A 17,050-nucleotide genomic window follows, 5' to 3' on the forward strand; every position below is an offset into this window, starting at 1 on the left:
ATGCACCGTAACTATACATCATCCTAGCACTACGCGATAAGTAGAAAACTAAGAAAGAAACTTCAATTAATATAGATAACTATTTGCAACTAGGGATTCTCGGGACAAGTCCCAAAATATGCTGAAACTCTTTTCGCTACCTGATCCGAGCATTGAACGGGCTTCCAGACGTGATTTGTGGGTTGACGGGTCAGTAGATGTTGCCGCTGCCCACCGGCCCGTTCCTTTTCACTTCGTTGAAACAACTCCCTTCACGTACTTTTGGCAGGCAGCCAGGGCGATCAGTCCTTGGTCACCGTCTCCGGCGATGGCGACAATTCGTTGAGCAGTCGCTGGGTCAAGTTCGACTCGCGCTCCTCCATGAACCACGCCGCTGGTGCCGGCGGTGGCTGACAGCCCACCGCTACCACCCGAGACGGCGGTGTTGAGTAGGACTGACAGCCGCAGATCAGCAGTAGCAAGCCGATCACGCAGGCGAGCCTGGTTCGTTTGAGCATCACGCAGCTCCTTGTAATGGGTTTCGTCATTCGCCTGCAGGCGCTCCTCCAGCGCCCGGCGGGCGTCCTGCTGGGTTTCCTGCCAGTTGATCACCGCCGTGGCGGCCTGCTCGCGATCAGTGCTGTACGCCTCGGCCTGATCAGCGAGATCCTTGCCGTAGGCGTTGGCCTGCCACGTCCAGGCCAGCCAACCACCCAGGGCGAACCCCAGCACCAGGGCCAGGACCGGCAACAGCCAGCCCGGGGCCTTCAAGGCAGCACCTTCAATGCACGCTCATACAGCGCCTCGCGATCCGCCAGGCTATTGGTCCCGCCGTTGATGCGCTTGGTGATGGTGAGGAAGTCGCTCTTATCGGCCAGGGTGTTCAAGCCCGCCCGCTGCCAGAACCAGCCCGCCGACAACGCGGCATAGACCGGGACTTCCAGCAGTTCCGGGGTATTGAGCAACCGCGCATCGCCGAACACCGCTTCGCTGCAGGCTTCATAGTTGGCCCGGCCGGTGACCTGGATCAGGCCCCGCCCTCGGTACTTCTTGCCGTCGCCGTCCGCCTCAGGGGTGTTGCCCAGGCGCTTGGCCAAGGCGCCAGTGTCGTACTTGCTCAGGTACTGACTGCTGCCCAGCTCGCGTACCCATTGCAGCTGGCCGGACTCATGGCCGATCTGCGCGATGAACGCTGCCATCCGCAGCCGGGTGATAATTGCGTACTTGCTCATGGCAGCGTTGAGAGCAGGAACAAAAACGCCGGCTTTAGCGCCGGCGTTGGGGAGGATCTGCAGCAGCTGCTGCACTGTAATCGTCATGCCTGATATCTCCAGTGATGATTGGGGTTAAAGCTGCACAACCTTGAGCGGCTTGGTTTCTTTCTTTTTCTTGCCTTTGGCTTTCGCCTTGCCCTTTTTCCCGCCGTTGCACTCGACCGTGGTGCTCCACCCGGACTGGGTGAACACCTGCTCGACCGAGTCCATCAGGTACTCGCCATCGAGGCCGACCTTGAAGCCCTGGGCATTGATCATGCGCTCAGCGAATAGATCGGTTCGGCCTGGCATCTCCAGGCGCGCGCCCGCGGTGCTGCGGTTGAATGCCGCCAACCGCGCCTTGGCAGCCTGTTCGGCTGCGGACTTGTTCGGATAGATATGGCGGTCGGTGTGCACCGGCGGCAGATCGTCCGGGAGTCCTCGTTGCCCAGGTCGACGACGCGCAGCTTTCCGCTCTTCTTGTCCTGGTGCTTGGTCCGCACCGCCTTGTGGGTGCTTTTGTCCCCCAGGCGGAACTGATAGCGGCTCACGTCGCGGCGAATGATGGTGACGGTGCCTAGGGCCTTGCCGCTGGCGCTCTGCCCGGCCTGTCGAGGCAGCACAAGCAGTTTGCCGTCGGCCACCTTGGCCGTGCAGTCGTATTGCTTGGCCAGGCGGGTGATGAAGTTGAAGTCGGATTCATTGAGCTGATCGACCCGGGGCACCTTGGTGGTCACCGGGCACACCGGCTGCCAGCCATTGCGGGTCGCCACATCGCGCACGATCTGCTGCAGCGGGACGCTTTCCCAACTCCCGCTGCGGGTGGTCTTGCCACTGCCGCGCATGTCGCTGGCCTTGCCCCGGATCTCGATAGAGTCAGGCGGCCCCGTCACCACGACCTCGTCCACCATGTAGCGACCCAGGCGCGTCAGTGACTGGCCGGCGTAGCCCATGAACACCTCGATACTGGCGCCACGGCTGGACAGCGCCACCGCGCCGTCGCGGTCGTCGATGCGCAGCTCAAACTCGTCCGACTCCATGCCGGGCTTGTCAGAGGTACGCAGGGTCAACAACCGATCATTGATCAGTGCGGTGATGTTCTTACCGTCCGCAACGATTCGGAACATGGGGCTCATTTAAATACCTCAGAAACAAAAAAGCCCCGTTTATACGGGGCTCTGTCATATATTTTATGTCTTAAAAGGATTCGACAGGCTTTTGGGCTGCGGCTGTAACTTTCTTCGCGTCAAGATTGGGGAAGCTGAAGCTAATTATCAAACTAGAGTCGGCTCCCTCTCCTGCAAGCTCGACCTCAGCAATTCGAATATTGTCAGCGGATGCATCCAGAAGACTGGCAATGCTAGCGAATCTTTTATTCAAATCGACCCCTTCAATGAACGTGTAAACCAAGTTACCGCTATTGAATGCTGCCGACTCATAGTTGGTAAGTTTAAAGTTAAACTCCTCAGGGCTAGAGGCCTTAGAAGCCAGCTGGACCAAATCTAGTTCAGTCTGACCATTAGCAAGACCGGCTAGAGTGAACGTTTTACTAAGAGAGCCTACTACAGTTGCGTAAAGATTCTGATCATAGGCACTATTCAACGACACCGCGATCAATTTTGAATTAGAAAAAACCAGTACTGCATCAAACTTATGCCCAAGAAAGTCCACATCATCTAGGCACAATGCCTTCCCGCCGATCTCTTCAGAGCAGTCATAATAACCCTTTGACTTCGGATAAGCGGAAATAGGAGATTCATAGGCATAGGACTTAAAAAGGTTATCACTAGCAGAAGCACTCAGCGCGCATCCCAGCATTCCCATACCAACTAAAAACCCTACAACTTTTTTCTTGTTCATCAGCCAAGTCCCTAGCATTGTAGAAATTACTATCCGAATGCTATCAAACTGCCACCTTTAATCCCATAACTTCACCACAGCATCAGGCACGCTAGGCAACTCCGGCAGCACGATCAGCACCCCTGCCCGGAACGGCTGGGGCTCATCGGCAAGCCCCTGGTTTGAATCCAGCACCGCTTCGACACTGCCATTCAGGTGCCCGTAGTACTGGTGGCACAAGGTGTCGAGCAGATCCCCGTCAGACGTTCTGCATGTCATTGCCATAGCTCACAAACTCCATTGAAAAGCCCTGCTTACGCGGGATGCCCCCGGCCAGCAGATGGCCCTGCTCTTCTTCAAGGCTGGTCAAGCACCAGGTGCCCAACACTTCGCCATAGCCCGTAGTCAGGCTGAGCGGCTGCAGGCGTCGCCCGATGCTGCGCAGTTTTTGCAACTGACCCAGTCCCCCCTTTAACCCAGGAAACACCGCGCCCTTGAAGGTGATCTAGTCGTCACCCTGCCCCACCGCCTGCTGCGCGATGCTGCGGGTCAGGCGTTCCTGGCCCGCCCAGCGAAAGCCAGTCTAACGGCGCAGCTCTTCAAAGGCTTCTGTCCGCCGATCCGGTTGATCGCCACGCCGGCTTTGGCGGCCTGCTCCTGCAGGGTGCCGAGTCGCTGCTGGATCGGCCCCGCTGCCGTCACGGCCAGGCTGAATTTGGCCGCCATCTCGCCGACAATGGACTGCGCGGCGGCGATGCCATGCAGGGTTCGCTTCAGCTTGGCGCCCAACGCTTCGAATCGATCCCCCCCAGGTGATCGCCCAATACCGCGATGCCAGAACCGCCAAGGTCCGGGCCAATCGAGAAATCGCCCTGCTCTCTCACGCATTCACCATTGCCCGAGAGTGGGGCCTGACCGACAAAGCCAACCCGTGCTTCGGCGTTCGCCGTAACAAGGAAAAACCCAGGGACTACTACGCCGGCGAGACTGTATGGAATGCGGTCTACGCCGAGGCGGCGCAGGAACTGAAGGACGCGATGGATCTGGCCTACTTGACCGGACAACGCCCCGCAGACGTGCTCAAGATCGCCGCCACCGACTTGAACAATGGGTTCTTACTGATAGGTCAGGGCAAGACCGAAAAGCGCCTGCGGCTGCGCCTGGAGGAGGAAGGCGTCCAGTCAGGCTTGAGTGCTTTTATCGAGGATCTCCAGGAACGCAGGGCCATCAACGGCATCAGGACGTCGACGCTGATCACCAACGCGTCGGGGCTACGAATGAGCCAGCAGATGCTGCGCAACCGCTGGGACGATGCGCGGGAGAAGGCAGCCATCAAGGCTGCGGCCGATGGCGATCCGGCATTGGCGGTCAGCATTCGGCAATTCCAGTTCAAGGACATTCGGCCCAAGGCGGCTAGTGAGATTGAGCTGACGCATGCAAGCCGATTGCTGGGGCATTCAACCGAAGAGATGACCAAGAAGGTCTACCGACGAGTTGGTGAGATCGTGAAACCTACTAAATGAACACCTCACCCACTACTGCGCCGAGAGTGTTTGAGAGATAGGCCCCCAAAATAGTTCTTAGCGCTATACTGTACATAAATACAGGATTCAGCTAGGCGAGCCGCCATCGCCCCCATGGCTGCCCATACGGGCAGGAATTCATTATGATGGCCTCCGAATTCGGCTCGCTCGGAAACAAATGCGCCAGCTAGGAACGCAAACGAGGAGTTAGGAAGGGATATGGCAGAGACACAGATCGAGTGGACGGACTCTACTTGGAATCCGGTAGCTGGTTGCTCCATTGTTAGCGCCGGCTGCAAAAACTGCTATGCCATGGAGATGGCACGTCGCCTTGAGGCAATGGGGACACCGAAGTATGCGGGTCTCACACGCAAAAAGAACAAGCGCATTATTTGGAACGGCTCGATTGTCGAAGACCAGGATGCCTTAACCATCCCATATCGGTGGAAGAAGCCGAGAAAAGTTTTCGTGAACTCAATGAGTGATCTTTTCCATGAAAAGGTCAGCGATGAGTTCATCATCGCCGTATGGAAAGTGATGAGGGAGACGCCTCATCACAACTACCAGATTTTAACCAAGCGCCCTGAACGCATGAGGCAGATTCTCAATGAAGTCATCACCGAGGTGCTACCCAATGTCTGGCTGGGTACGTCTGTGGAGGATCATGATGCTGCAAAGCGCGTTCAATACCTGAAGGACACTCCTGCCCAGATTAGGTTTATCTCGTTTGAACCTCTGATTGGGCCAGTAGGCCAGATCGATCTTTCGCACATCGACTGGGCTATTGTCGGCGGCGAGAGCGGGAATAAGGCACGTCCAGTTAGAGAAGAATGGATCGATGAGATCTACACTCAGTGTTTGGAAAGCGGGACAGCGTTTTTCTTTAAACAGTGGGGAACATGGGGTAAAGACAATGTTCGCCGCTCGAAAAAAGCCAACGGTAGAGAATATCGTGGCAAGACCTGGGACGAAATGCCTATCAAACTGGTAGACATGACCCAGTAGATCTACCGTAGCCTGACAAGGAAAATCTATGGCTGAGAAGAAGTACGCTTGGGAAGAGGGTGCAATCCTCGCTGAGCACTCAAGGAAGAAACATCAGATTCTTCGCGAATATTTCTACAACTATGTCCAAACTCGGTGCACATCCCCCCTAGTCAGAAAATTTCGTCTAGCTGTAGTCGACGGTTTCAGCGGAGCAGGACGCTACAACTGCGGTGCGGCTGGTTCTCCTCTTATTTTTGTTGAGGAGCTAAACCGGGCAATTAGCGATATCAATCTGCGCAGAGCGATGAGCAATATGCCGCTGGTTGATATTGAGTGCAGCCTGATCCTCAATGATGCAGAAAAAAATGTCATTGAGCTGCTAAAAGAAAATCTGGCTCCTGCACTAATTCAGGCCAAGCTCTCCAATGACCATCTAAAGATCAATACACATTACTTTAGTGACTATTTTGAGAATATTTACCCATCGATAAAAACACTAATTCGTTCGGAGCGGCATAAAAGCATTATTTTTAACCTCGATCAGTGCGGCCATAGCCATGTTCGGACTGAGACTTTAATTGACATGATGGGTTTAAATGAATCCGTCGAAATCTTCTACACATTTGTAATCACTGCGTTACTGGCGTTTCTAAAGCAGAACGATCCTAAGGCCTTATCTTCTCAGCTCTCCTACCTCCAACTATCTGAGCAAGATTTTGAAACCTTGGTCAAACAAGCTTCTAAAAGAGAATGGCTCGGAATTGCCGAACGAATTGTTTTTGACAGCTTCCAAAAATGTGCAAAATTTGTAAGCCCTTTCTCAATTAACAATCCTAATGGGTGGCGATACTGGTTGATTCACCTTGCCAACTCTCATAGAGCTCGTCAGGTATACAACGATATTCTTCACCAAAATAGCCATACACAGGCACACTATGGAAGGTCAGGACTCAATATGCTGGCTCATGATCCGAGTGCAGATAAGACCCTATATCTTTTCGATTCATCGGCCAGAGACCAAGCAAAGGATGAACTCCATGACGACATCCCACGCTTCATTTGCGACTCTGGCCAGCCACTGCCTGTAAGAAGCTTCTACGAGATGATCTACAACCACACTCCAGCCCACAGCGACGATATAAACGCAGCAATAATTGGGAGCAGCGACCTCCAGGTTAAGACTGTTGGTGGAGGCTCCCGGCGAAAGGCTAACCAAATCAACACCTCAGACTTCATCGAGTACAAGAAGCAGCGGAGCTTTTCTTTTAAATCGAACTAATTCCTCTCAAACGAGACAAGCTTTTAGCTGACTCCAAACATCGTAGAGATTAACAGTTCCTGGCATAGCGCGATTCCTTATCGCCAATTCCGAAAGATCCATAAGAACGAAGGGAAAATCTCTTCAGATCAGCGCTAAAAACCGATCACTTGCGGAAGCGATCCAAAAATTTGCGGAAGTGATTACCCAAATCCCAGGCAATAAAAAACCCCGTAGACGTTAATCTACGGGGTTTTCAAGGGTGGAGGCCGAGGTCGGAATCGAACCGGCGTAGGCGGATTTGCAATCCGCTGCATAACCATTTTGCTACTCGGCCCCAAAATGTCCAATGCCTGAAAAACAACACTGCACACGTACAAACTGGAACGGCTTTCGAGATCAACCTCATCTCGCAACTCTTTGATTTCTAAAGAGTTTTTCCGTTTCCTCGCTGAGGAATGGTCGCAATTATGGACATGTTTTCCATTCCTGGCAACTCCTATTCGATATTTTTTCTGCCGGGCTGTTTCTACAGGTTTCCGGGCGGGCAAATACGGCTCGAAGTCGCCGGCGGGGCTGGATGATTGCATAAATCAAGTCCGATAGCTCGCCCTTGCCTGTTCCTCGCTCACCTACCCGATCGGGTTATGGCGTGTGTGCGGCGGCTCGCGGACAGTAACGCCAACGGCTCGACCCGGGCTCCTCCCATCAGGTTCAAGGCGGAATTCCAGCATGCGTACAGCATTCCCTGCGGTATTTGGCGTGGTTCTGACGGTAGCGGCGGCCTGGGTGCAGGCCGAGGAGCCTGCAAGCAAGACGTTGCGGCTGTACAACTGGTCGGACTATATCGGCGAGAACACCCTCGCCGGCTTCGAGAAAGCCAGCGGCATCAAGGTGATCTACGACACCTTCGATTCCTATGAAACCGTCCAGGGCAAGCTGCTGCCCGGACGCTCCGGCTACGATCTGGTGGTACTCAATGCGGCGCTGGTGCCGCCCTTGATCAAGGCGCGGGTGTTCCAGCCGCTGAACAAGCAGTTGTTGCCCAGTTGGCAGAATCTCGACCCCCAGGTGCTGACAAGCCTGGAGAATTACGACGCTGGGGTGCAGTACTCGGCGCCCTATACCTGGGGCAGCAACGGGGTGACCTACAACGTCGACAAGATCCGCGAGCGGATGCCGGACGCGCCCATCGGTTCTCTGGCGATGCTGTTCGATCCCAAGGTGGTGTCGCGCTTCGCTGATTGCGGGGTGACGCTGCAGGACTCGCCCACGGATATTCTGCCGCTGGTGCTGGCCTGGCTGGGGCGCAACCCCAACAGCGCCGAGCCCGCAGACCTCAAGGCCGCGCAGGATGCCTTGATGGCCGTACGGCCCTATATCCGCAAGTTCGACTCCACCAGTTACCTCAATGGCCTGGCCAATGGCGACCTGTGCCTGAGTGCGACCTGGTCCGGCGATTACGCCACCGCCCAGGCCCGGGCCAATGAAGCGGGGGCACCGGTCAGGCTCGACTATTTCATTCCCAGGGAAGGCTCGCTGATCTGGTTCGACGATTTCTACATTCCCGCCGATGCGCCGAACGTGGCCAATGCCCATGCCTTTATCGAGTACCTGTTGCAGCCGCAGGTGATGGCCGAAGTCAGCGACTACATCCGCTACGCCAATGCCAACCTCAAGGCCACCCCGCTGCTCACCGCCGAGGTGCGTGACAACCCGGCGATCTACCCCGATGCCCAAACCCGTGAGCGGCTGTTCACCCAGAAGATCCAGTCTCCCGTCAGCACCCGCCTGATCACCCGCACCTGGAACATGGTGAAGATCGGCAAGTGATCCATTCCTACCCATTCCATAGACATTGCGTCCAATGATTCGACCCGAGGTGAAGCCCATGGCTATCCAACCCGAAGCCTTTTTTCAACAGTTCGATGACCCTCAACTGGTGGCCGCCGACAAGGCCCATTACATGCACGGCTTCCATATGTTCGACGAGCACCGCGAGCAGGGCTCGCTGAACATCGCCGCCGGTGATGGTGCCTATATCTATGACACTGCCGGCCAGCGCTACCTGGATGCGGTCGGCGGCATGTGGTGCACCAATATCGGCCTGGGCCGCGAGGAAATGGCCGAAGCGATCGCCGATCAGGTACGGCAGTTGGCCTATTCCAATCCGTTCTGCGACATGGCCAACGTCAGCGCCATCCAGCTCTGCGAAAAGCTCGCCAGCCTGGCGCCGGGGGACCTGGACCACGTGTTTCTCACCACTGGCGGCTCCACTGCAGTAGACACCGCCTACCGCCTGGTGCAGTTCTATCAGAACAGTCGTGGCAAGCATGAGAAAAAGCATGTGATTTCGCGGATCAACGCGTACCACGGCTCCACCTTCCTGACCATGTCCATCGGTAACAAGGCCGCCGACCGAGCTCCCGAGTTCGACTTCATGAGCGACCTGTTTCACCACATCTCCTGCCCCAACTACTACCGTGCCCCGGCAGGCATGAGCGAGGAGGATTTCCTCGACTTTCTGGTGGCCGAGTTCGAAGACAAGATCCTCACTATCGGCCCGGACAAGGTGGCGGCCTTCTTCGCCGAACCCATCATGGGTTCCGGCGGAGTGATCATTCCTCCCGAGGGCTATCACCGGCGCATGTGGGAAATCTGCCAGCGCTACGACCTGCTGTATGTCGCCGATGAGGTGGTGACCTCGTTCGGTCGCCTGGGAACCTTTTTCGCCTCGCAGGACGTATTCAACATGCAGCCGGACATCATCACCACCGCCAAGGGCCTGACCTCGGGCTACCTGCCCCTGGGGGCATGCATTTTCTCCGAGCGCATCTGGCAGGTGATAGGCGAGCCGGGCAAGGGCCGTTGCTTCACCCACGGTTTCACCTACAGCGGACACCCGGTCAGTTGCGTCGCAGCGCTGAAGAACATCGAGATCATCGAGCGGGAAAACCTGCTGGCCCATGTCGAGGATGTGGGGGCCTACATGGAGCAACGCCTGCAGAGCCTGGCGCAACTGCCCCTGGTCGGCAATGTGCGCTGCAAGCGGCTGATGGCCTGCGTCGAATTCGTCGCCGACAAGCACAGCAAGAGCCTGTTGCCGGAGGCCCTGAACATTGCCGAACGCATCCACCTGCGAGCCCAGGCCAAGGGTTTGCTGGTGCGCCCCATCGGCCATCTCAACGTCATGTCGCCACCGTTGATCATTACCCGCGCGCAGATCGACGAGATTGTCGAGACCTTGCGCGAATGCATCCTCGAGGCTGCAGCCGAGCTGCGCCGTGACGGCCAGTACCTGGGTTGATGAATCGACAACAGGCACCGGCAGCACTGCGAATCGGGGTCTTACCCGGCCTGCGCCCGGCAGTTAAACTGCCGGGCATGAGCGCACCTGCCAATACCCCCGACGCCCCTCTCTCCCTCCATGCCCTGCAGGCCTGGCATGCCGGCTTGGCCAAGGCATTCGACAGCGTGGACGATGAGGCCTTCCTCAGCCATCTGGCGGCAGCGCTGAATGCCCTGACCCCCATCGAATCCATGATGATCAGCCTGGAACGCAAAGGCTTGCCACCACAGCTACTGCATGAGCAAGGCATAGTCGGCGAGTACCGCGACGAGATCATCAACCGCTACTTCTCCCGCGGCTACCTGCTCGACCCCTTTTGCCTGGCGGTGGAAAACGGCCTGGCGGAGGGCTTCTACCACCTCTCGGAAATCGCCCCGGACGATTTCTTCGCCAGCGAGTACTACAAGACCTACTACCTCAAGACCGGGGGCGCCGAAGACAGTTACTACATCGTCGACCTCGACCCGCATAGCAAGATTTCCCTGTGCATGTTCCAGGGTTTGAGTGGCGCGCGCTTCGCCAGCGAACCCTTGGCGCTACTACGTGCGGTGGAACCGCTGGTGCGTGAACTGATCCGTCGCTTCGGCAGTGCCGGCGGTTTGCAGCAACTGGTGCGGCACGCCACTCAGGGCTCGCTACCGGCCCTGGCACCGGCCAACCTCAACCAACAGATCGAAGCCGCCTTCATGAGCTTCGGCACTCCGCTGCTGACAGTGCGTGAACGGGAGATCGCCCACTTGATCCTGCGCGGTCACTCGGTGAAATCCACGGCCAAGGTGTTGGAAATTTCTCCGGAAACCGTGCGCATGCATCGCAAGAATCTCTACACCAAGCTGGCCATCAGTTCCCAGGCGGAGTTGTTTTCGCTGTTTATCGACTGGCTGACCCAACGCCATTAAAGCCCCGGCCCATTGAGCCGGCTGGTGCGTTCAGCTCGCCGCCGCCCAGTGTTTGAAGCGCTCCTCCAGGGCCTCTCCGTGATCACGCCAGAAGCCGTGATCAACCCGTAGTGCCTGTGCATGGCTGGGGCAGCCATGAATGATCCAGGCAAACAGCTCCTGCTGCTGGGACACACTGGCAAAGGCAATGCAGGTTTGCGCTGCGGCCTTGTCTCGTCCGCCCCTGACCACTCCCCAACTGTCCATGTCGTAAAGACGCCCGCGCCACTGCAGCGGAAAGTCCGCTTCCTGCGGGCGCATATCGATGGATCGCGCGGTGTAGACCGACGACATGCTCACCTCTCCCGAAACCAGCCATTGCAGCGGTTCGGCTCCCGCGTCCCACCACTGAATGTGGGACTTGATCTGCTCCAATTTGTGAAACGCCCTATCAACGCCACTGCTTTTTCGCAGGGCGGGATATACCTGCGACACCTTCACGCCGTCCGCCAGCAGCGCGAGCTCCAAGGACAATCGGGCACTGTGGTGCAACCCACGGCGTCCCGGAAACGCCGCCAGGTCCCAGAAATCGGCCCAGTGGGTGGGGGCCCATGGCAGGGCCTTGGGGTCGTAAACCAGCGTGGTCGCCCAGATGTAAGTCTTGAACATGGAGAATCTTCCTTTTTTTCCAGGCCAAAACGGCAAGCCTAGTCAGCCGTCGTAACCATTGAGGTGGAATAAAAGGCAGTGTTCCAGGGAGGTTTTTTCCAATCTGACAGCGTAAGTCTCCTCTGGCACCGTCAGATTTCTCAAGATCGAGGTCATGGATGAACAGCAACCTACGCTCCCGGTCACCCTTTGAGCAGGCACTGGCCAAAACCGCCCTGCACCGGATCAACGACTATCGCCTGCCCAGCCTCGATGCCCTGCTGGCCTTTGCCGTCGCGGCACAGATGATGAGCATTGACCGGGCCGCGAAGTCCCTGTCGCTGACCAACAGCGCTTTGCGCAAACGTATCTTCACCCTCGAGCAGTTACTGGGACTGCAGTTGTTCGATCGCCAAGGCGGGCCCCTGGCATTGACCGTCGAAGGCCAAATTTATCTGGATCAGATCACCCCGATACTCACGCAACTACTGGCTGTGCCCTTGCACCGCCGTCAGGCCCAGCGCAAGCAACGGCTGACACTCAACTGCCCGCCCACCTTCGCCCGACAGATCCTGGTGCCGCGCCTGGCGGAGCACAGCCTGGCTCATCCAGATATCGATTTGCAGATCCAGCTCTGTGCACCGCTGACCCGGCGCACAGGTCAGGACATCAATATCTGTGGTGACAGCGCCCATGTGGCGCCCCAACAGCGTCTGCTCAATGAACTGCTGCAACCCATGGCGGCACCGGCCCTGTTGGCACGCTTCGGCTATCTGCACCTGCCACGGGACTTCAGCCGCCTGCCGCTGCTGCGCTCGCCCCTGGAGCCTTGGCGCCCGTGGTTGCTGGAAGCACGCCTGAGCCTGCCGGAACCTGACCATGGCCCGGCCCTGCTGGATCTGGGAATGATGCTGGAGGCTGCCGCCAACGCCCAGGGCGTGGTGCTGGCTCGTCCTTCCCTGGCCCACTCGTGGCTGGCAGACGGTCGCCTGCTACCTCTGGGACGGGTGCGCTGCCAACCGGCCTATCACTACGCGCTGCATCAGCACAGTTCGTCGCCCGCTGCGCAAACCCTCTGTAACTGGCTACGACAGGTATGCCGCGACGCGGTGCATCAGGCGGAGAAGCAATTGCAGAACCCGCTTTGAACGCTGCCACAAAAAAGGGCCTGCACAACGTGTGCAGGCCCTTTTTCCTCAGCGCATCAGTAGCCTCTCAACGGGCCGCCCAGGCGTTGAAGCGTTGCTCCAGCTCCTCGCCATGATCGACCCAGAACCCAGCATCCACCGCCCGCGCGCCTTGCAGGTTGGCCTCGTAGGTCGGCAGTTGCTGCTGCACCGCCTCAGGCAACAGGGGCAGTGCCTGACGGTGCACCGGTCCATAGGGGATGTTCTCCGAGAACACCTTCTGCGCCTGGGGCTGGCTGGCGAAGAGAATGAAATCCTCGGCCAGGACCTTGTTCGGCGAGCCTTTGACCACCGCCCAGTACTCCGGGTCGTACAGGCTCTGGGGCCAGAGGATACTCAACTGCATGCCCTCTTTCTGGGCCATGGCAATGCGTCCGTTGTAGGCCGCGCTCATGACCACATCACCGGCCACCAGCCATTGCGCAGGCTGAGCCCCGGCTTCCCACCACTGGATGTAGGGTTTGATCTGATCCAGCTTGGCGAAGGCTCGGGTCACGCCTTGCGGGGTGTTGAGCACCTGATACAACTGGGCCGGCGCCACACCGTCCGCCAGCAGGGCGATTTCCAGGGTGTACTTGGCACTCTTGCGCAAACCGCGCTTGCCGGGGAAATCCTTGAGGTTCCAGAAATCGGCCCAGGATTCGGGAGCCTTGGCCAGCTTCTGCGGGGCGAAGGCCATGACCATCGACCAGACGTAAGTGGCCACGCCGCACTCGCTCAGGGTGCCCGGAACGAACTGCGCCGGATCACCGAAGCGGGCCAGGTCCAAAGGTTCGAACAAGCCCTCGTCACAGCCGCGCAACAGCTCCGGGCTCTCCACTTCGACCACATCCCAGCTGGTCTTGCCGACATCGACCATGGCCTTGATCTTCGACAGTTCACCGTTGTACTCACCCGCCACCACTCGGGCGGCGCCGCTCTGGTTGAAGGGTTGGAAATAGGCTTTTTCCTGGGCCTGTTTGGTCGCTCCGCCAAAGGAAATGACGGTGAGGTTCTGTGGTTGAGCCGAAGCCCCGGTGCACAGCAGCACCCACGACAATGCAACGCCGCAACGCAAGGTGTTGGACATGAAACCCATCCTCAAGAAAGCCGGCTCGCCCGCACGAACCCGCACAGCAGGAGCCTGGAAGCGACCGTATTCACGGGCGGTACTGCACCAGGCACTACGAGTCTTGGTCAGCGGTGTAAGGCGCCTCGCAGCACAGGCCACGTGGCCGGATCCTCACCGTTGCGGGCTCTGTGGCCCCGTTCGTTTGGAGTGTTTGCAACCGGTCCGGGGTGAGCGGACGCGGTCTTGCTCGAATGGCGGTTCATCGCTTGCTCCCTGTTGTTTTTGTAGGAAGAACAAATCGATCGGCAGTGCATCGCCGGATGCGCCCGTGGCAGTCGGGCAGGCGTATGCAGGGGGTCATTGTTTCCATAACCCGGAACGTTGCGAAACGAGGTTTTTGTGAGGCACAGGCAAGGGAAAAGCTGCTTTGCGGGCAACTGTTGCAGGTCCTCCCAGGGGTATCAGCCCCGCGGCGAACGCCGCGGGACGGGCAAACAAAACACCCCGCAAGCGCATGACGCTTGCAGGGTGCTGAGGCCGGTCATCAACCGGCAGGCTTGAGCATCAGTCCAGCACGACCAGCAACCCCGAGATCACTCCGATGCCCATCACCGCGGAGAGCAGCATGCTGCTGGAGACCTCCGTCTCATAGGTCTTGTAGCGCGACGCCAGGATGAAAACGTTAACCGCCACCGGCAGCGCCGCCATGATCACCGCAATCTTGACCAGGAAGTCGCTGAGGCCAAATACATACCTGGCGGAAACGAACACCAGCACCGGCAGCACCACCACCTTCAACAGAGCCAAAGCCAGGGCGTCGCCCTTGATCAGGTTCTGATTCCTGTGCACGGCAAAGGCAGCGCCCAGGGCCACCAGGGCCAAGGGGCCGGTAGCATTGGTCATCTGCGTGGCGAAGATCTGCAGCGGACCGGGCAACTGCCATTGCAGCGCAATGAACAGCACCGCCAGCAACACCGCCAGGATCAGTGGGTTGCTGACAATGGAGCGGGTCGTGGTGAGCAGCACCCGGGCCAGGTCCGGCTTGGCCTGTACCTCCTGCTGCGCAGTGAGCTCCATGATCAATGCCCCACCCGCCAGGATCACCAGGTTGTCGGCCATGGTGATCATCAACGTCGGCAAGGCCGCCTCATCGCCAAAGGCCATGACCATCAAGGGCAAGCCCATGTACCCCACCACTCCCGATATGGACGACAGCCCACGCAGGCCGGCTACGCGCCCATTACCGCCCCAGATCAGCCGACCGCCCACCGCGGCGATGATGAAGGTCACCAGGCAAGCCAGGTAGTAGGCGCTGAGCAGCCCCCAGTCCAGCTCGCCATGATCCCGGGTGCCCAGGGTCTTGATGAAAATGAAGCATGGCAGGAACAGCCAGAACACGACCCCCACGAGGCCCTTTACCGTTTCCTTGCCGATGACCCCGATCCGCACTATCCAGTAGCCGGCGAAGATCATGGCAAACAGCGGCATCACCACCGTAAAGACCTTATCCATGAGCGGCATGCCCCCGAACAATCCGCCGTTCGGCATACAACGCCAGTTGCCGGGGGGTGTAAGTCGAGGCGCGGTAGAAATCCATCACCCCGCCCATGACCCGGCGATAGTGGGACTCGATGTCCTTCATGGAGGCCTGCATCTCCACTTTCAGGCTGTCCACTATGGGCCACAGGTCTGCATCGGCAATCGCGGCCACATCCAGTCCTGCCGTTGAATAATGAGTCAGGGCCTGGCGAATGGTCTGCGGATGCAGGCCGACATAGTTGACGAAGTACCCCTTCTCATCATTGGTTTCAAGAAAGTCCGGAATATTCAGGACGCCGTAGTTAGAGAGTGTTTCAAACTTGCCGCTCACCGGCCGATAAACACTGGGCAATTGCAAGAAGGTGTCTTCACATTGATGAGCTGCGTTGATCAACTTATCCAGATCAAGTTCACAGGAACCCAAGTTTATATTATTGACCTTGCACAACTTGACCACTTGTTCCAGGGGGGCAATACCCGATCTATTGCCAAAACCGGCCAACGCCCCTTCAACCATCTGAAAGCCCGAATGAATGGCTTGCATGGTATTGGCAAGGGCCAGTCCGTTGTCGTTATGGGCATGCAGGCAAAACACCAGATGGGGGTAATCCTGCACCAGCTTCGAGCACAGCCACTGGGTCACATGGGGCTGCAGCGAGCCCACCGAATCGTTGATCCTGATGACCTCCACCCCGAGGCTGGCCGCCCAGTCGATCTGCCGGCAGATTTCCCCATAGCGCTGGTCAGACACACCCTTGCGAAAATTGTTGAGCACACTGGCCTTGAACCTGACGGCGCCGATGCTGCGGAACGCCTCGATGGCCCGCTCGAACTCCCGCTCACCCTGCCTGTAGGTGATCATGCCGAAACTGAACACCGTGTCGGCGATCCACTGGCGATGTTGCTGGCGGGACTGGAAATAGGCGAAAGCGGTTTCCCAGCAGTTGAGCAGAATGATGAAGGTGGCCCGGGTATCGGCGGGCAGTTCATGGGCTTCCCGGGCCTGGTGCAGACGGTCCCAGACCAGCGGCTCTTCAGGCCCGCAGCCCACCACGAAATCTCTCAATCCTGCTGCCGCCATGGATTTGAGAATCGCCACCTTGGCGTCCACGGAAATGGGAAAGGCCGTACGTTCAATACCTTCCCGAAGGGTTTCATCCACTAGATAGGGGACCGAATAATCACGATAGCGAAGTCCACTTTCAACCGTCATTGCCCTGCTCCTTGCCGGTTCGATTATTGATATACCCACTCACGTTGAAACTTTGAACAAGTCCAATAACCGCCACACCATATAACACCGACTAAAAAAGACAAACTAAGACAATTCTTAAAAACTCCAGCAACAAACAATGACAAACAACCCACAAGAAGTCGCTTGACATAAACTCTATAAAAGACAACCAGAGAACACTCGACATTGAATAAACACCTGTTTCAATTTCAATACTTCACTCTGTACACAAACCATATTCGCCACCATCCACTTCACTCCCCTTGAACCTGCCAGTGCCTTTGCCCCGGGCCTGGCCCAACACACCCTGCCGGCCACCCTCAGG

15 protein-coding genes, 1 tRNA gene and 2 pseudogenes are annotated in these 17,050 nt (G+C 57.6%); 7 read left to right on the forward strand and 11 right to left on the reverse strand.

Translation table 11 applies throughout. From position 1 onward, the window contains the following. Positions 1-228: 228 nt before the first annotated feature. From ACSSVC_RS21600 to ACSSVC_RS21625, 6 genes and pseudogenes are all read right to left on the reverse strand, one after another. On the reverse strand, positions 229-750 hold the full coding sequence (locus tag ACSSVC_RS21600; RefSeq protein WP_492611341.1) for a lysis system spanin subunit: 522 nt from the start codon (positions 748-750) through the stop codon (positions 229-231). Further along, positions 747-1,298 (reverse strand): glycoside hydrolase family 19 protein, encoded by a 552-nt coding sequence (locus ACSSVC_RS21605; protein WP_492611342.1) that lies wholly within the window; start codon positions 1,296-1,298, stop codon positions 747-749. The genes ACSSVC_RS21600 and ACSSVC_RS21605 overlap by 4 nt, the downstream gene beginning before the upstream one ends. A 27-nt stretch (positions 1,299-1,325) precedes the next feature. Beyond that, positions 1,326-2,368, reverse strand: a pseudogene (locus tag ACSSVC_RS21610) (phage late control D family protein). 61 nt (positions 2,369-2,429) lie between these two features. Next, positions 2,430-3,092 (reverse strand): hypothetical protein, encoded by a 663-nt coding sequence (locus tag ACSSVC_RS21615; RefSeq protein ID WP_492611343.1) that lies wholly within the window; start codon positions 3,090-3,092, stop codon positions 2,430-2,432. A 57-nt stretch (positions 3,093-3,149) separates the two neighbouring features. Continuing rightward, positions 3,150-3,356, reverse strand: coding sequence for a tail protein X (locus ACSSVC_RS21620; protein WP_492611344.1), 207 nt, complete (start codon positions 3,354-3,356; stop codon positions 3,150-3,152). Beyond that, positions 3,331-3,896, reverse strand: a pseudogene (locus tag ACSSVC_RS21625) (phage tail protein). The gene ACSSVC_RS21620 and the pseudogene ACSSVC_RS21625 overlap by 26 nt, the downstream one beginning before the upstream one ends. Between ACSSVC_RS21625 and ACSSVC_RS21630 the strand changes: the two are divergent. The 3 genes from ACSSVC_RS21630 to ACSSVC_RS21640 all read left to right on the forward strand — a co-directional run bounded on the left by ACSSVC_RS21630 (position 3,785) and on the right by ACSSVC_RS21640 (position 6,860). Continuing rightward, positions 3,785-4,594: a tyrosine-type recombinase/integrase gene (locus tag ACSSVC_RS21630; RefSeq protein ID WP_492612580.1), complete on the forward strand. Its 810-nt coding sequence runs from the start codon at positions 3,785-3,787 to the stop codon at positions 4,592-4,594. The pseudogene ACSSVC_RS21625 and the gene ACSSVC_RS21630 overlap by 112 nt on opposite strands. 219 nt (positions 4,595-4,813) lie before the next feature. Then, positions 4,814-5,599 (forward strand): phage Gp37/Gp68 family protein, encoded by a 786-nt coding sequence (locus ACSSVC_RS21635; protein ID WP_492611345.1) that lies wholly within the window; start codon positions 4,814-4,816, stop codon positions 5,597-5,599. A gap of 28 nt (positions 5,600-5,627) precedes the next feature. Continuing rightward, complete coding sequence (locus ACSSVC_RS21640; RefSeq protein WP_492611346.1) at positions 5,628-6,860, forward strand: three-Cys-motif partner protein TcmP; 1,233 nt, start codon at positions 5,628-5,630, stop codon at positions 6,858-6,860. Between the two features lie 242 nt (positions 6,861-7,102). On the opposite strand, the gene ACSSVC_RS21645 is transcribed toward ACSSVC_RS21640, so the two are convergent. Beyond that, positions 7,103-7,176, reverse strand: a tRNA-Cys gene (locus ACSSVC_RS21645). A gap of 395 nt (positions 7,177-7,571) precedes the next feature. On the opposite strand from ACSSVC_RS21645, the gene ACSSVC_RS21650 reads away from it, so the two are divergent. From ACSSVC_RS21650 to ACSSVC_RS21660, 3 genes are all read left to right on the forward strand, one after another. Continuing rightward, positions 7,572-8,672 (forward strand): polyamine ABC transporter substrate-binding protein, encoded by a 1,101-nt coding sequence (locus tag ACSSVC_RS21650; RefSeq protein WP_492611347.1) that lies wholly within the window; start codon positions 7,572-7,574, stop codon positions 8,670-8,672. A gap of 58 nt (positions 8,673-8,730) precedes the next feature. Further along, entirely contained in the window at positions 8,731-10,146 is a 1,416-nt protein-coding gene (locus tag ACSSVC_RS21655; RefSeq protein WP_492611348.1) for an aminotransferase, read from the forward strand. 77 nt (positions 10,147-10,223) lie between these two features. Further along, positions 10,224-11,087: a helix-turn-helix transcriptional regulator gene (locus ACSSVC_RS21660; RefSeq protein WP_492611349.1), complete on the forward strand. Its 864-nt coding sequence runs from the start codon at positions 10,224-10,226 to the stop codon at positions 11,085-11,087. Between the two features lie 30 nt (positions 11,088-11,117). Here ACSSVC_RS21660 and ACSSVC_RS21665 read toward each other — a convergent pair whose 3' ends face one another. Further along, positions 11,118-11,735: an extracellular solute-binding protein gene (locus ACSSVC_RS21665; RefSeq protein ID WP_446440258.1), complete on the reverse strand. Its 618-nt coding sequence runs from the start codon at positions 11,733-11,735 to the stop codon at positions 11,118-11,120. Between the two features lie 158 nt (positions 11,736-11,893). Between ACSSVC_RS21665 and ACSSVC_RS21670 the strand changes: the two genes are divergently transcribed. Then, positions 11,894-12,862, forward strand: a complete 969-nt coding sequence (locus ACSSVC_RS21670) for a LysR substrate-binding domain-containing protein (RefSeq protein ID WP_346635517.1) — start codon at positions 11,894-11,896, stop codon at positions 12,860-12,862. Between the two features lie 67 nt (positions 12,863-12,929). Here ACSSVC_RS21670 and ACSSVC_RS21675 read toward each other — a convergent pair whose 3' ends face one another. From ACSSVC_RS21675 to ACSSVC_RS21685, 3 genes are all read right to left on the reverse strand, one after another. Further along, positions 12,930-13,970, reverse strand: coding sequence for an ABC transporter substrate-binding protein (locus ACSSVC_RS21675; protein ID WP_346635518.1), 1,041 nt, complete (start codon positions 13,968-13,970; stop codon positions 12,930-12,932). A gap of 546 nt (positions 13,971-14,516) precedes the next feature. After that, on the reverse strand, positions 14,517-15,464 hold the full coding sequence (locus tag ACSSVC_RS21680; protein WP_404937090.1) for an AEC family transporter: 948 nt from the start codon (positions 15,462-15,464) through the stop codon (positions 14,517-14,519). Next, positions 15,457-16,704: a hydroxymethylglutaryl-CoA lyase-like TIM-barrel protein gene (locus ACSSVC_RS21685; protein WP_446440256.1), complete on the reverse strand. Its 1,248-nt coding sequence runs from the start codon at positions 16,702-16,704 to the stop codon at positions 15,457-15,459. Before ACSSVC_RS21685 ends, ACSSVC_RS21680 begins: the two co-directional genes overlap by 8 nt. Between the last annotated feature and the right edge of the window lie 346 nt (positions 16,705-17,050).

This window comes from Pseudomonas sp. E1BtOHC1, from assembly GCF_058744285.1.